Annotated in this window: 13 protein-coding genes; 10 read left to right on the forward strand and 3 right to left on the reverse strand. The window is 65.3% G+C overall.

The window, feature by feature from the left end; all coding sequences use genetic code 11:
• Positions 1-288 precede the first annotated feature (288 nt).
• The 4 genes from lpqS to BN977_RS31920 all read left to right on the forward strand — a co-directional run bounded on the left by lpqS (position 289) and on the right by BN977_RS31920 (position 4,065).
• Positions 289-699, forward strand: a complete 411-nt coding sequence (lpqS, locus tag BN977_RS14400) for a putative copper homeostasis (lipo)protein LpqS (protein WP_030133906.1) — start codon at positions 289-291, stop codon at positions 697-699.
• Between the two features lie 105 nt (positions 700-804).
• Positions 805-1,920, forward strand: coding sequence for a PLP-dependent cysteine synthase family protein (locus tag BN977_RS14405; protein ID WP_036399146.1), 1,116 nt, complete (start codon positions 805-807; stop codon positions 1,918-1,920).
• The gene (locus BN977_RS14410) at positions 1,917-3,179 is read left to right on the forward strand and encodes an MFS transporter (RefSeq protein WP_036397983.1); all 1,263 of its coding nucleotides are present in this window, start codon (positions 1,917-1,919) and stop codon (positions 3,177-3,179) included. The genes BN977_RS14405 and BN977_RS14410 overlap by 4 nt, the downstream gene beginning before the upstream one ends.
• 58 nt (positions 3,180-3,237) lie before the next feature.
• Entirely contained in the window at positions 3,238-4,065 is an 828-nt protein-coding gene (locus BN977_RS31920) for a winged helix-turn-helix transcriptional regulator (protein WP_234709556.1), read from the forward strand.
• A 32-nt stretch (positions 4,066-4,097) separates the two neighbouring features.
• On the opposite strand, the gene ripB is transcribed toward BN977_RS31920, so the two are convergent.
• The 3 genes from ripB to BN977_RS14430 form a co-directional block, all read right to left on the reverse strand.
• On the reverse strand, positions 4,098-4,868 hold the full coding sequence (gene ripB, locus BN977_RS14420; RefSeq protein WP_036397985.1) for an NlpC/P60 family peptidoglycan endopeptidase RipB: 771 nt from the start codon (positions 4,866-4,868) through the stop codon (positions 4,098-4,100).
• Between the two features lie 517 nt (positions 4,869-5,385).
• A complete protein-coding gene (locus BN977_RS14425) occupies positions 5,386-6,609 on the reverse strand; it encodes a L,D-transpeptidase (RefSeq protein WP_036397986.1) in 1,224 nt (407 codons plus the stop codon).
• Between the two features lie 670 nt (positions 6,610-7,279).
• The gene (locus BN977_RS14430) at positions 7,280-8,089 is read right to left on the reverse strand and encodes an alpha/beta fold hydrolase (protein ID WP_036397987.1); all 810 of its coding nucleotides are present in this window, start codon (positions 8,087-8,089) and stop codon (positions 7,280-7,282) included.
• Between the two features lie 150 nt (positions 8,090-8,239).
• Between BN977_RS14430 and BN977_RS14435 the strand changes: the two genes are divergently transcribed.
• The 6 genes from BN977_RS14435 to BN977_RS14460 all read left to right on the forward strand — a co-directional run bounded on the left by BN977_RS14435 (position 8,240) and on the right by BN977_RS14460 (position 14,636).
• Complete coding sequence (locus BN977_RS14435; protein WP_036397988.1) at positions 8,240-8,452, forward strand: heavy-metal-associated domain-containing protein; 213 nt, start codon at positions 8,240-8,242, stop codon at positions 8,450-8,452.
• Positions 8,449-9,420: a DUF8832 domain-containing protein gene (locus tag BN977_RS14440; RefSeq protein ID WP_036397989.1), complete on the forward strand. Its 972-nt coding sequence runs from the start codon at positions 8,449-8,451 to the stop codon at positions 9,418-9,420. Before BN977_RS14435 ends, BN977_RS14440 begins: the two co-directional genes overlap by 4 nt.
• Before the next feature lie 42 nt (positions 9,421-9,462).
• Positions 9,463-11,730, forward strand: a complete 2,268-nt coding sequence (locus tag BN977_RS14445) for a heavy metal translocating P-type ATPase (protein WP_036397990.1) — start codon at positions 9,463-9,465, stop codon at positions 11,728-11,730.
• Between the two features lie 23 nt (positions 11,731-11,753).
• The gene (locus BN977_RS14450) at positions 11,754-12,029 is read left to right on the forward strand and encodes a YHS domain-containing protein (RefSeq protein WP_036397991.1); all 276 of its coding nucleotides are present in this window, start codon (positions 11,754-11,756) and stop codon (positions 12,027-12,029) included.
• A 66-nt stretch (positions 12,030-12,095) separates the two neighbouring features.
• On the forward strand, positions 12,096-12,425 hold the full coding sequence (locus BN977_RS14455) for a metal-sensitive transcriptional regulator (RefSeq protein WP_036397992.1): 330 nt from the start codon (positions 12,096-12,098) through the stop codon (positions 12,423-12,425).
• Between the two features lie 87 nt (positions 12,426-12,512).
• Positions 12,513-14,636: a heavy metal translocating P-type ATPase gene (locus BN977_RS14460; RefSeq protein WP_036397993.1), complete on the forward strand. Its 2,124-nt coding sequence runs from the start codon at positions 12,513-12,515 to the stop codon at positions 14,634-14,636.
• Positions 14,637-14,645: the final 9 nt, after the last annotated feature.

The following is a 14,645-nucleotide window of genomic DNA, read 5'->3' on the forward strand; positions in this document are numbered from 1 at the left end:
GCCTCAGCAAATCACTTCCTGGCTGTCTGATGCCTGGGTCCACAGTGCCAATTATCTCCGTAGTCAAACCGTAGATGACCAGTGCAAAGGCCGGTGTCACCGAAGGTCGGGTGATGGCCCGCGTGGCGTCGAATAGGCGGTACGGCAACGTTATCGGGCGAATGATGTGACTGCGCTGATCGCTTCGCGCGGGCCGCCGACGAGGACTGTCGCGGGCAGGTCACGACACGGCGTCAACTGCACGGCCGCCACTCCGTTCGGCGATCCGCTGCTACAGTCGGCAACATCGTGAGCTATATCGACGGGAGTTCCTCGCAGCGGCGACGCGCAGTCGTCGCTGTGTTCCTCGCGTTCTGGACCATCATTGTGGCTGCGGAATGGGCGCTGCCGGGGACCGAGGCGGCGCCAGCCCACGGACCCCACCCGCTTGCGAGCGCGGTGGGCGCGCCGGTGGCTGTCCAGCTCGACCATCCGCACATCTCCCAGGGCGGAAGTGCGCCGTCACCGGAGTCTTTTGCCGAAGCCGTTCTGCCGCGGGGAACCATCACGCTGATTGCCCTGGCCTTGGTCAGCGCTCTGGCTGTGTTGCCGGCACTCTGGCGCTACGCGCCGCTTGCTCCTATTCGCGGTCCTCCGCGCTCGCCCGTCGCACAGACCGGACGCGACGTGCTTGTCCGGCTGTGCATCGCGCGTCGCTGATCGGCTAGCGTCAGGCCCCGCCTTCTGGACCGGGGGCCGGTGACCGCTGCCCGCCACCAGCAGCCGCGCGACAATCGCGGCGTCAACAGAAGCGATATCCCCGACATGAATCACGCCGTTTCGATCAACCATGCCCACGACACAGACCAGTTCGAGCACCTACGGCTGGGCCGCTTTGAGCGGCCGGCCACGATGGTCGGGCAGACGCCCGTCCTGAGGATCGGCGCGCCGTTCACCACCGCAGGGCAGGGCTTTTGGGCCAAACTTGAAGGCTTCAACCCGGGCGGAATGAAGGACCGGCCCGCGCTGCATATGGTCGAGCGCGCGCGCAGCCGAGGGGTGCTCGCCCCGGGCGCCCGTATCGTCGAATCGACCAGTGGTACTTTAGGATTGGGGCTCGCTCTCGCGGGCACTGTGTACGGTCATCCCGTCACGTTGGTCACTGACCCCGGCATGGAACCGATCATCCAACACATGCTCGCCGCGTTCGGCGCGCACATCGAACTGGTGACCGAGCCCCACGTGCGCGGCGGCTGGCAGCAGGCCCGCACGCAACGCGTTAAGGAGATTCTGGCCACCGATCCGCACGCGTGGCATCCCGACCAGTACAACAATCCGGACAACGTGGAGGCCTACCGCGGGCTGGCGGTCGAATTGAATGAGCAGCTGGGATCTGTGGATGTATTGGTGTGTTCGGTCGGCACCGGGGGACACTCGGCAGGCGTGGCGCGGGTCTTGCGGGAATTCAGTCCCGGCCTGCAGCTGATCGGCGTCGACACGGTGGGCTCGACCATCTTTGGGCAGCGCGCCACCACTCGACTCATGCGTGGCCTGGGCTCCAGCATCTTCCCGGGCAACGTCGATTACGGCGCTTTCAATGAAGTGCACTGGGTCGCGCCGGCGGATGCGGTATGGGCCTGCCGAACCCTGGCGGCCACCCACTATGCCAGTGGCGGGTGGAGTGTCGGCGCGGTCGCGTTGGTGGCCGGGTGGGCTGCGCGCAAGAGCGACCCCGGCACCACGGTCGCCGCCATTTTCCCCGACGGCCCGCAGCGCTATTTTGACACCGTCTATAACGACGACTATTGCCGCACGCATGGCCTGTTGGACAAGGTTCCGTCCGATGAACCGGCCACCATTGACGACCCGCTGGCGCACGCGGTCACGACCTGGACGCGGTGCCCCGTGGTCGTTGACCCCACGCAGGTGGTGCCGCGATGACACTGCTGTCCGGGTTCCGCAGCTTCGGCTGGCCAAGTCGCATGCTGATGATCAACCAGTTCGGGATAAACCTCGGGTTCTACATGCTCATGCCCTATCTGGCTGGCTATCTGGCTGGGCCCCTTGGTTTGGCGGCATGGGCCATCGGGCTCGTGCTCGGGGTCCGCAACTTCTCCCAGCAGGGCATGTTCATCATTGGTGGCACGCTGGCCGATCGCCTGGGCTTCAAACCCCTCATCGTGAGCGGATGCGTGCTGCGCACTGCAGGATTCGGGCTTCTGGTGGTGGCCGACTCGCTACCGGCAGTGTTGGTCGCCTCGGCGGCAACGGGTTTCGCCGGAGCACTGTTCAACCCAGCTGTGCGTGCGTACTTGGCCGCCGACGCGGGCCCTCGGCGGGTGGAAGCGTTCGCCCTGTTCAACTTGTTCTATCAAGCGGGCATCCTCGCGGGGCCGTTGGTGGGCCTGGCGTTGATGTTCGTTGACTTCAAGATGACTGCTGCGGCCGCGGCGCTGGTCTTCGCGGGGCTGACCGTGGCGCAGCTGTTCGCACTGCCGCAACGTGCCGTGACTCCAGCACAGGAGAAGACATCGGTGCTTCAGGACTGGCGGGCAGTCACGGCCAATCGCTCGTTCCTGTTGTTCGCCGCGGCGATGATCGGGTCCTATGTGCTGTCGTTCCAGGTGTACCTGGCGATGCCGCTGCAGGCGCGATACCTGTTTGCCCAAAGCGATTCCGTGGTCACCGCAATGATCTTCGTTGTCTCCGGGGTGGTGGCGGTGATCGGGCAGATGCGCATCACACGGTGGTTTGCGCGGCGTTGGGGTTCGGGCCGCTCACTGGCCATCGGCATGCTGATTCTGGCGGTGTCGTTTCTGCCGCTGATCGTGTTGCCTGATGATCAGCGCGCCGGCCACGTTGCTGCAGCCACAGCGCTGCTCATCGCGGCGGCCGTGCTGGCGGTCGGCTCGGCTGCGGTGTTCCCGTTCGAAATGGATACCGTCGTATCCCTGGCCGACAACCGGCTCGTCGGAACACATTACGGCTTCTACAACACGATCGTCGGCGTCGGCATCCTCGTCGGCAACCTGGCAACAGGCTCGTTGATGCAACTCACCCGAGAGGCGGGGCGGCCGGAACTTCTGTGGGTGCTGTTGACAGTCATCGGATTACTGTCGGCGGTGGCGCTGTACCGCCTGGATCTGCGAGGACGGCTGGGGTCAGCGCCGCAGGCCGTACCTGAACCGAACCGACGGTGAACCTTCCAGTCGGCGCGCCATCTACGTAGTAACTACATAGATGGCGGTAGGCTGTCTCGTGAGCGGCGCAGCAACGAATGTGGGCGCGTTGGTTTCTTTGAGCGGCGAGGAGAGTGCTACGACGATCGAGTCGCCCCGTTCCCTCGCTGATTCCATACCGCCAGCGGCGGCCGCCGGCCGCATCCGTGTGCTACTGGTGGAGCCTCGACGCATCTATGCGACCACCGTGGCGCGACACCTACTCGCCGGCGATTTCGCCGTGGAGGTGGCCTACTCGCCCGGTGCTGCACTCACAGCACTGCGCGAGTGTGATCCCGATGTCGTGGTCGTGTGCCTCGGCACTCAGGGCCTGGGTACGGCCATGCTTGACCGCATCCGTCAGGAAACTCAGGTCGGCGTGGTTGCTCTCAGCGACGGCGACGTCACCCCGCTGCCCCTTACCTCCGAGGCCGTCTCGGTGGACGACATCGAGGCGCTGAACGGGCGAATTCGGTTGGCGCTGAGGCGGTGCCATGTCCACGGCGAAGGACGTGGCGGCGGCCGCAGCAACGAGACGCATCGCCGTGAAATCGGCGATCTCCTTATCGATCTGGCCGGGCGTCGGGTGTTCCTCCGCGGCGAGGCGCTGCCACTCACCCGCACAGAGTTTGAGGTTCTCTGCACGCTGGCGGAAAGTCCCGGTGAACCGGTGACCTGTCACCAGTTGCAGCTGCGCCTGTGGGGGGATGCGTCTGCCGGCGGCCGGAACACTCTGGGGGTGCATGTGGGTCATCTTCGGCGCAAGCTGGGTGACGATCCGGCATCACCGCGGTACCTCCGTACGGTGCGCGGGACCGGCTACTGTCTCACCGCCGACGAGGGGCAGCGCGTGCCGGGTGCGTCGTAGCGATTCAACCGGTGACCGGTTTTGGCGAGTGGTCAGCTTTCGATGATGCGCACGACGTACGGCGTCATCCCTGACATGCGCACCGGGGAGATCTTTATCGGGACGCCCGTCTGCTGCGCCTCGAGCATCTGGCCGCCGCCCAAATAGATAGCTTCGTGTTGACTGCCGCCCGGCCCCCAGAACAGCAAATCGCCTCGCTTCGCCTGGGCGGGTGGCACTTTGCGGCCGGCGTTGTATTGGTCGCCGGACCATCGCGGGAGCAGCACTCCGACGCCGGCAAACGCGAACCGTGTCAGACCAGAACAGTCAAAGCCCACGGTGCCTGCTCCCTGGTCGACGCCGCGGCTGGGACCGGTGAGGCTTCCCCCACCCCAGGAGTAGGGAACGCCAATTTGCGTTCCCGCCCTGCGAATCACGTACTCGATCGCTTGCGCACCATTGACCCGATTTCCGCGCACACTCGTCGACGGATCCGCGGCGGAACTGACGATTCCCAGGCTGCTGAGAAAGCTGCGACCCATGCTCATGGCTGTCTGCGTCGCCATGGCCGTTGCCTGCAGGGATGCGTTCGCGATGGCAACCGGATCACCGGGTGCGCCTGCGCTCGGTACCTTCGGCAGCAGTGGGTCCCACGGGCCGGCGGCAGGTTGGGCCGACGCGACCGGTGCGCACGCGAGAAGAAGCACGACGACGATCGCGATCACACCGGGGAGCCGGCGAACGCGTCCCGCTACACGAATCGCGAGGTCGCAGCGGCCCGCACGGGCAGCTGCCGCACCCCTGCTCCGGACGTGTAATCCCATGTCTTCTCCTCGGTGCGCCGCGGGTACGTTATCGCGCAGCACTAGCGGGGCTGAATCGCATACGCACGGCGCAGCACCAAAATACGTAGCATCTACGTAGAATAGCGTAACTCACAAAAGCCCCACCAGTAACAGCAGCCACATAATTACAATGGTGAAATTCGCTGCGGCAGTTCGCGATTTGAATGCGGCACTACTGAGCTGAAGGCGTTTCGCGGTTGGGAAGGCGCGCGTGAATAGCGGCCTGGATGAGCGCACCTTGTGCGAGCTTCACGGAGAGGGGGGCACGATGGGCGGTCGTCGGGGTAAGCCGTTCTGCCTAGAGCGGTCATGTGAAGCCCTCGTCGGCGGAAGCGCACCGCCTTCGGTCATCGGGGAGCCGACGGGCTCCCGCTGCGCCGACGACCGCCGGTACGACAACGGCATCCCAGAAGAACCTCAAATAGACTGCAGAGCAACGGTTGTCAGTGTCTCCGCGCAGTGAAGCAATGTCGCCGTATCGAGCATTTTTCCATGCTCAGAGGTTGGCGTTTCCGGCCTTCCATTGCCCCCAGGGGACGTTCCAGTCGCCGAGACCGTCGGTTCCTGACAGGGTGGGGCCGGTCGTGTTGATCACTTCCACGATGTCGCCGCGTCGGGTGTTGTCGTAGAACCAGCGGGCATTGGCAGGATTGACGTTGAGACATCCGTGGCTGACATTGGCTACGCCTTGGCTACCCACCGACCAGGGGGCCGAGTGCACGTAGATGCCGCTGTAGGACATTTGCGTGGCCCATTCAACTTCGGTGCGGTACCCATCGGGTGAGTTGACGGGCACTCCGTAGGTGGACGAATCCATCACCAGGAATGAGTAGCGGTCGCCGATGATGTAGGCGCCGTTGTCGGTGGGCGTTGTGGCTTTGCCCATGGAGATGGGCATGGTTTTGACGACTGCGCCGTTGCGCCGCACGGTCATCGTCTTGGTGGCGTCATCGGCGGTGGCGATGATCTGGTCGCCGATGGTGAAGCGCGTGGTGACATCATCCTGGCCGAAGAGCCCGTCACCGAAGTCGACACCGTAAGCCTTGACTGACACCTCAACCTCCGTGCCGGGCTCCCAGTACTCGGCGGGGCGCCAGCGGACTTCACGATTGCTGAGCCAGTAGAAGGCGCCCTCCACGGGTGGGTTCGTGGTCACGGTGATCGCCTGCTGCGCCGCCACTCGGTTCGTGATGTTCTCGTCAAAACGAACCGCAATGGGTTGACCCACGCCCACCGTTTCCCCGTCATTGGGCAACACGTAGGGCATCGTCAGGTTTTCGGGGGAATGGGTTTCGAATGTTGCGCTGGTGCTTGTCGTTCCGCCAAGTCCTTGTGCGTGCGCCTGCAGGGTGTACTGCGTGTTGTAACCCCGCGGTTCCGCCGAGGACCAGGTAACGCCGTCGGCGCCCGGCTGCCCGTCGACAAGTTCGCCCGCCTCGTTGGTCAGCGACACGTGGCCGAGAACTCCGTCGCCGGCGGTAACGGTGATGGGGGCATCGACGGCGACCCCGATGGCGCCATCAGTGACGGACGCTTCGAGTTTCGGCACGAGCAAGTCTGCGTAGGGCGTGCCCTTGTCGGTGATGACGTCGGGCGTGGGTGCCGCCGCCGGGGATGAGGTGCAGGCGGTCGCGATCAGCAGCACCGCCACCGCGAGGACGAACGTGCGCAGCCAGTGCGTCGTCGCTCGAAACGCTGGCGGGCAGCCTGTCTGCGGCATGAGTGGGGCTCTCCGTATCGGGTTGTCGTCATCGGCTAATGGGCGGGGCACGGCCTGGTGCGTCGCGAGGGCCGGTCGCGGGCGACGGTGCACCGTTCACGGGTATGCCTGCCAGTATGCTGACGCGTCGTTTGCCTTTCTTAGTCCTTCGATGAAGATTCGATAAAGGCGCCGCTAAGAGCCGACTCCTCGGGTTTGCGCAACCGCGAAATTCGGAGGTGCGTCCGTCTAGCGATCCCAGCTGATAGTGGTGGAGTCGGCTGTCGTTGTCGTGAACCTCACAGAGGACGACGGCCGCCGGGTCGAGCGCTGCGCCGGTGAGTGCGGGGGCCACGGCTGCAGACGGCATGAGACTCGTACTCCGGCGCTTATCAACAGCGGTCGGCGAGCATTATCCGATAGGGCGCGCCCATTGTGCATGGATACCCCCGAGGGGTACTTTGCGGTGGTATCCGCGGCGGGTACGTTGTCGACTGGGAAGGCCTTTCGCTCGTGACGGCACAAGAGAAATTCCGGCGGCTCATCGAAAGTTCAACAATGAGGTCGATTGCCAAGTGCATCGCCCTGTGTACGTTTAGCCAGATCACCGGCAGGCGAAGTCCCATCAAGGCCAATGAGGGGAAATCTTGCTGCAGCTGACGGCGGGAGCGGCGGCACTGTTTCGATGGCGCTAAGCATCCGGGTCCAACGTGGTGGCGAGGAACTGTTCGATTTCCGGGCCGAAGGCGTGCGCCAGGTCGTCAGCGGCGACCAACCGGTCCGACATTGTGGATTCGGCGAGCACTCCGTGCGGAAGGGTGTCGGCGAGGGTGCGTGCGAGTTGAGTGGGGTGACGTGGGTCATCGCCGGCGATGATGAGCGTCGGAGTGTCGATGCGTCGGAGTTCCTCGACTGCGGCGAAGGCGCGGTCATGACCGATTGCCGCTGCGGCAGCGGCGCTTTGGGCGTCAGCGCGCGGAATGGCCTCGGTGACGAGGTTGGCGATGAGTGGCTGAAGATGAGGAACAAACAGCTCCCAGGCGGCCTGTAGGCCGCGGGAGCGGGCGCGCTCGGCGAAGCGGTCCATCAGCTTTGTGTCTTTAGTCTTGTCCTGGTCGTCCTCGATGGCTTCAGCACTGATGACGACAGCCGACCGGGCGATCTGGGGGTGTTGGAGGCATGTCCGCAAGGCGATCGTGCCGCCGAGGCCGGCGCCGACGAGGTGCGTGGACGTGGCGTCGAGCGCGTGCATGATCGCGATGGTGTCGGTGACGTACTGATTCCATCGGTGCAGCGTCGGGTCGGGGCATCGCGATGCTCCGTACCCTCGAATGTCCGGCAGCGCAACGCGATACCGGCCGGCAAGTCGGTCGGCAAGTGGCCGCATGCTGTGGTGATCGGGCCCACCGCCGTGCAGCATGATGATCAGCTCGCCGCGGCCGACGACCTCGCCCATGAGGGGCCAGCCGTCATCGCCGACGTGCAGCGTGTGCATCACCATCTATGTCTCCCTTCGTCGGGGATACCTCGACTTACGTCGCGGCGGCATCAGGAAAGAAGCCCGTCCTTGCAACATACCCTCTGGGGGTATACATTGGCGTACGCATACCCGGTAGGGGTATAACAGGAGTTTGACGATGGGAGTTCGGTCATGAGCACGATCACGTTCGCCGTCACAGGAATGACCTGCGGGCATTGCGAGGTGTCGGTGCGCGAGGAAGTCGGCGAGGTTGCCGGTGTTCAGGACGTCGAGGTCAGCGCCGCGACGGGCACTCTGATCGTGACCTACAGCGGTTCTGTCGATGACGCGCAGATCCTGCGTGCGGTCGACGAGGCCGGTTATTCGGCGGTGCGTGTCGCATGAACGCTGCGGGACGGTTGGCCGCTTTTGGTGCCGCACTGGTGGTGGCGTTCACGGCGGCGTACGTCACTGCCGCAGCGGTTGTCCCCGACACCGCGCCAACCGCTACACAGAACCCCGGCGCTGAGCCCGCGGCGGATCACAGCGCCCCAACCGAGCAAGCCTTGCCGGCATCTGCTTTGTCCGCTGATCCGCCGGGGTTGTCGCTCGCCCAAGGCGGATACGCGCTGAGCCCCGTGCAGGCGCCCGGAGCACCGAATGACCGTGGCCGGTTGAGCTTCACCATTGCTGGTCCCAGCGGCACGCCGCTGCTGGACTACGCGACGGTGCACGACAAGCAGCTGCATCTCATCGTCGTCCGCTCCGATGGTCAGCACTTCGCGCACGTACACCCGGTTCTGGATCAGGCAACCGGCCTATGGTCGATGCCTTGGGTGTGGAAGTCCGCCGGGACCTACCGGGTGTTCGCGGATTTCCAGCCTGCCCAGGCCGGAAGTACCAAACTCACGCTCACCCGCACGGTCGACGTGGCCGGCGAATTCGCCCCGTCGATGCCGGTGACCACACGCACTGTGGATGAAATTGCCGGATACACCGTGGAACTCGACGGTGCGCTCACCGCGGGCGTCTCGACACAGGTCACAGCGAAGGTCTCCCGTGACGGCGAGCCGGTGACCACATTGCGGCCCTACCTGGGGGCATACGGGCACCTCGTCGCTCTGCGTGAAGGTGACCTGGCATATCTGCACGTGCACCCTGAGGGCGCTGAGCCGGTGGGGGACCGCACCGGTGGGCCTGCGGTGTCGTTCGCGGCGACCGCACCCACCGCCGGTCGCTACCTGCTCTACCTCGACTTCAAGGTCGACGACACCGTGCATACCGCGACCTTCGTCGTCGACGCCGCACGCGGTGACACCAATCAGCCCTCACCGGAATCGCCCGGCGACGCCGGCCATGCCGGCGGGCACTGACGACTTCCGTCCGACCTTCAAAGCTGAAAGGCAGTGGCACACATGACGACATCGATACCGGTGCCCGGCCCGAGCGTTGAATTACGCATCGGGGGAATGACCTGCGCCTCGTGCGCCAACCGCATCGAGCGCAAGCTCAACAAGATCGATGGTGTCGCGGCAACGGTGAACTATGCGACCGAGAAGGCCACCGTCACGGTGCCTGACGGCTACGATCCCGCACTATTGATCGCTGAGGTGGAAAGCGCCGGCTACAGCGCCGTGTTACCCACACCGGCGAAGCCCGCCCCGACTGGGGCGACAGGCGAGACCGATGACCCCGACATGGTGGCCCTGCGCCACCGGTTGACCGGTTCGGTGCTGTTGTCGGTGCCGGTCGTCGCGATGGCGATGATCCCCGCGCTGCAGTTCACCTACTGGCAGTGGGCGTCGCTGGTGCTGGCTTCGCCGGTGATCGTTTGGGCGGCGTGGCCGTTTCACCGCGCCGCCTGGGCCAATCTGCGCCACGCCACGGCGACGATGGACACGCTCATCTCCCTGGGCACGTTGTCGGCCTTCCTGTGGTCGCTGTACGCGCTGTTCTTCGGGACCGCCGGCACCCCGGGAATGAAGCATCCGTTCGAGTTGACACTGGCACCGTCTCACGGCGCCGCCAACATCTACCTCGAAGTCGCTGCCGGTGTAACGACATTCATCCTTGCGGGGCGCTATTTCGAGAAGCGGTCCAAACGGCAGGCCGGTGCGGCGCTGCGCGCGCTTCTGGAGATGGGTGCCAAGGAGGTGTCCGTGCTGCGCGACGGCGCGGAAGCGAAGATCGCCGTCGAGGACCTGATAGTGGGCGACGAGTTCGTCGTGCGCCCAGGGGAGAAGATCGCCACTGACGGGGTGGTGGTATCGGGGACATCAGCGGTCGATGCCTCGATGCTGACCGGCGAATCGGTCCCCGTGGAGGTCGGTCCAGGGGACACCGTGGTCGGTGCGACCGTCAACGCCGGCGGGCGGCTGGTGGTGCGTGCAACCCGCATCGGTTCCGACACGCAGTTGGCGCAGATGGCCCACTTGGTGGAGAACGCCCAAACGGGCAAAGCCCAGGTCCAGCGGCTGGCCGATCGCATCTCCGGTGTCTTTGTGCCGATCGTCCTGGCGATCGCGGTGATGACGCTCGGCGCGTGGCTGGGCGCGGGATTTGAAGTCGCGGCGGCTTTTACCGCCGCGGTGGCGGTTCTGGTCATTGCTTGCCCCTGCGCGCTGGGTTTGGCCACGCCGACGGCACTGCTGGTGGGCACCGGTCGCGGCGCGCAAATGGGCGTGTTGATCAAGGGCCCGGAGGTGCTGGAGTCCACCCGCAAGGTCGACACCGTGGTGTTGGACAAGACCGGCACCGTCACTACCGGGAAGATGACCCTGGTCGACGTCGTTACCGTCCGGGGAACAGAACGTATGGACCTGCTCCGGTTGGCCGGGGCAGTGGAGAACGCCTCAGAGCACCCGATCGCCCAAGCCATCGCCACCGCCGCCGCCGAAGAGCTCGGGACGCTACCCACCCCTGAGGATTTCGCCAACGTCGAAGGCAAGGGTGTGCAGGGCGTTGTCGACGGCCACGCCGTCGTCGTGGGGAGGGAATCGCTGCTCGCCGACTGGTCCCAACACCTGAGCCCAGAGTTGGTGCAGGCGAAAGAAGAAGCGCAAGCGCAGGGCAAGACAGTGGTCGCGGTCTGCTGGGACGGTCAGGCTCGCGGCATCCTCGTCGTCGCGGATACCGTGAAACCGACTAGCGCGCAGGCAATCGCACAGATGCGTGAGCTTGGCCTGACGCCGGTGCTGCTCACCGGGGACAACGAAGCCGTCGCCCGGCAGATCGCCGCCGAGGTCGGCATTGACACCGTGATCGCGGAGGTCATGCCCAACGATAAAGTCGACGTCATCGCCCGGCTGCAGGCCGAGGGTAAAACGGTGGCGATGGTCGGCGATGGCGTCAACGATGCGCCCGCCCTCGCCCAAGCCGACCTCGGCTTGGCCATGGGTACCGGAACCGATGTCGCGATCGAAGCATCCGACATCACCTTGGTGCGCGGTGACCTGCGCAGCGCCGTCGACGCGATCCGGCTGTCCCGCAAAACACTATCGACGATCAAGAGCAACCTGTTCTGGGCGTTCGCCTACAACGTCGCCGCCATACCGGTCGCGGCACTGGGCATGCTCAACCCGATGCTCGCCGGCGCGGCCATGGCATTCTCCAGCGTCTTCGTCGTGGGCAACAGCCTGCGGCTGCGCGGCTTCACCTCCACCTCCTTCGCCCCTACCCATTAAGCCCTACTGCACTAGGAGAACCCATGTCCGACAGCAAGAACGTGACGTCGAGCTGCTGCTGCAGCGGCTCAACACCAGACCTCGACACGACGGTCATCAATCCTGCGGCCACGAACCTCCTCGACCCCGCAACGGACCGGGCAACATGCCCGGTGATGCCCGGCACGCCGGTGGACAAGGTGGCCGCCGAAGCCGCGGGCCTGTTCCGCGACTACCGCGGCCGGCGGTATTGGTTCTGCTGCAAGGGATGTGGACCACGTTTTGACCGTGACCCCGACAAGTACGCCAGCGCGGCGTGACCGAATCCTAGACCCGACGACGCATCGCTGGTAGCGGCGCCCCGCTCACAGAACGAAGGATCTGCCATGACTCACGTCGACGACGCTGACCACTGCCCCGCATCGGGTTCGGTGAACCACGGCTACATCACCGATAAAGACAAGTACCTCAAACGCTTGAAACGCATTGAGGGCCAAGCCCGCGGCATCAGCCGGATGATCGAGGAGGAACGCTACTGCATCGACATTCTCACTCAAGCTGACGCGTTGACCAAAGCCCTGCAGAGCGTCGCGCTGGCCCTGCTCGACGACCACCTCCGACACTGCGTTCGAGACGCCGCTACCGCCGGGGGAGCGGCCGCTGACGCCAAACTCACCGAAGCATCCGAAGCGATCGCCCGACTCGTGCGCTCATGACCCCGCAACGGCGGTGCACCGGCGCCGCCACCTCGCTGCCACACCGCCCCGCGAACGAATACGTGAGACTTTTCAAGGAGACACAACATGACTGACCACGACGAGCACGCCAGAGCGACATCGCACACCGGCGTGCACACCGACCATGCCGACCACGGCGGGCATGGCGTTCACGACACCAGCGTCCACCACGACAGCCATGCTGACCACGGAGGCCATGCCGGCCACGGCGCTGATCATGTTGCTCAGTTCAGGAAGCTGTTCTGGATCAACCTGATCATCGCCATCCCGGTTATCGCGTTCTCGACCATGTTCGCCATGCTGCTCGGCTACGAAGTGCCCGACATCCCCGGCGGCCGCTGGATCGCGCCACTGCTCGGTACGGTCATGTACGTCGTCGGCGGTCGCCCCTTCCTCACCGGGGCCGTCAGCGAAATCCGTTCCCGCACACCGGGAATGATGCTGCTTATCGGGCTCGCGATCACCGTCGCCTTCTTCGCCTCCTGGGGTGCGAGCCTGGGTCTGCTCCACCATGAACTGGAGTTCTGGTGGGAACTGGCGCTGCTGATCGTCATCATGCTGCTCGGTCACTGGGTCGAGATGCGCTCCCTGGCTCAGACCACCTCCGCACTGGATTCCCTGGCCGCCCTGCTTCCCGACGAAGCCGAGAAGGTCGACGCCGAGCGCATCATCACCGTCTCACCCGCCGACCTGCAGGTGGGAGATCTGGTGGTCGTGCGGCCCGGTGGCAGCGTCCCTGCTGACGGCAGAATCGTCGACGGGCGCGCGGACATGGACGAGTCGATGGTGACCGGTGAATCGCGGCCGGTCGTCCGCAGCGTCGGAGATGCGGTGACAGCCGGAACCGTGGCCACCGATTCAGGGTTGCGGGTCGAAATCACCGCCACCGGCGACGACACCGCCCTGGCAGGAATCCAGCGCCTGGTCACCGAAGCCCAGAACTCATCCTCGCGAGCCCAGCGCCTCGCCGACCGAGCGGCGGGCTGGCTGTTCTGGTTCGCCTTGGGGACGGCCGCCATCACCGCCGTGGCGTGGTCGATTGTCGGAGACCCTGACGCCTCCGTTGTCCGGGCGATCACCGTGCTCGTCATCGCGTGCCCGCATGCGTTGGGATTGGCGATACCGCTGGTGGTGTCGATCGCGACCGAGCGCGCCGCGCGGGGCGGCGTGCTGATCAAGGATCGCCTCGCCCTCGAAGGCATGCGCACCGTTAACGCCGTGCTCTTCGACAAAACGGGCACCCTGACCAAGGGCGAACCCACCGTGACCGCGATCGAGGCCAGCGGCGACCTCGACGACAACACCGTGCTCGCACTGGCCGCCGCCGCCGAGGCCGACAGTGAACACCCCCTGGCACGGGCCATCGTGACAGCCGCCCAGGAGCGGGGACTCAGTGTGCCGCGTGCCAGCGGCTTCTCATCCTCCCCGGCGGTGGGTGTGACCGCGACGGTGGAGGGCCACGAGATCCGGGTGGGCGGCCCGCGCCTGCTCGACGAGATCGGCGGACAGGAAGTTCACGCGGCGACCTCGTGGCGCGACGAGGGCGCGATCATCCTGCACGTCGTCCGCGACGGCACCGTGCTCGGCGGCCTCCGCCTGGCCGACGAGATTCGCCCCGAGTCCCGCGAAGCGGTCGATGCCTTGCACAAGCTCGGCGTCGAGGTGGTCATGATTACCGGTGACGCTGAAGCGGTCGCGCAGGCGGTAGGTCACGAACTCGGCATAGATCGGGTGTTCGCCGGAGTACGCCCGGAAGACAAGGCGTCGAAAGTTGCTGCGCTGCAACACGAGGGCAAGAAGGTCGCCATGGTGGGCGATGGTGTCAACGATGCCCCCGCGTTGGCGCAAGCCGACGTTGGCATCGCGATCGGCGCCGGCACCGACGTGGCCATCGCCTCTGCCGGCGTGATACTGGCCAGTTCGGACCCGCGCTCGGTGTTGTCGGTGATCGAACTGTCGCGTGCCAGCTACCGAAAGATGAAGCAGAACCTCTGGTGGGGGGCGGGCTACAACCTCATCGCAGTGCCCTTGGCTGCCGGTGTGCTCGCACCGATCGGGTTTGTGCTGCCGATGTCAGTCGGCGCAATCCTGATGTCACTGTCGACGATCGTCGTGGCGCTCAACGCGCAACTGTTGCGCCGCCTCGACCTGAGCCCTGAAGCCAGCACACGCGCAGTCCTGGACCGCTGACACGGCAGG

It is taken from the genome of Mycolicibacterium cosmeticum, from assembly GCF_000613185.1.
GTDB classification, from domain to species: Bacteria; Actinomycetota; Actinomycetes; order Mycobacteriales; family Mycobacteriaceae; genus Mycobacterium; species Mycobacterium cosmeticum.

Excerpts from the sequence above, each read along its gene's own strand:
- BN977_RS14410 (WP_036397983.1), top strand. The coding sequence starts at position 1,917 with ATGACACTGCTGTCCGGGTTCCGCAGCTTCGGCTGGCCAAGTCGCATG.
- BN977_RS14455 (WP_036397992.1), top strand. The coding sequence starts at position 12,096 with ATGACTCACGTCGACGACGCTGACCACTGCCCCGCATCGGGTTCGGTG.
- BN977_RS14425 (WP_036397986.1), bottom strand. The coding sequence starts at position 6,609 with ATGCCGCAGACAGGCTGCCCGCCAGCGTTTCGAGCGACGACGCACTGG.
- BN977_RS14460 (WP_036397993.1), top strand. The coding sequence starts at position 12,513 with ATGACTGACCACGACGAGCACGCCAGAGCGACATCGCACACCGGCGTG.
- BN977_RS14435 (WP_036397988.1), top strand. The coding sequence starts at position 8,240 with ATGAGCACGATCACGTTCGCCGTCACAGGAATGACCTGCGGGCATTGC.
- BN977_RS14405 (WP_036399146.1), top strand. The coding sequence starts at position 805 with ATGAATCACGCCGTTTCGATCAACCATGCCCACGACACAGACCAGTTC.
- ripB (WP_036397985.1), bottom strand. The coding sequence starts at position 4,868 with ATGGGATTACACGTCCGGAGCAGGGGTGCGGCAGCTGCCCGTGCGGGC.
- BN977_RS14440 (WP_036397989.1), top strand. The coding sequence starts at position 8,449 with ATGAACGCTGCGGGACGGTTGGCCGCTTTTGGTGCCGCACTGGTGGTG.
- BN977_RS14430 (WP_036397987.1), bottom strand. The coding sequence starts at position 8,089 with ATGGTGATGCACACGCTGCACGTCGGCGATGACGGCTGGCCCCTCATG.
- BN977_RS14450 (WP_036397991.1), top strand. The coding sequence starts at position 11,754 with ATGTCCGACAGCAAGAACGTGACGTCGAGCTGCTGCTGCAGCGGCTCA.
- BN977_RS14445 (WP_036397990.1), top strand. The coding sequence starts at position 9,463 with ATGACGACATCGATACCGGTGCCCGGCCCGAGCGTTGAATTACGCATC.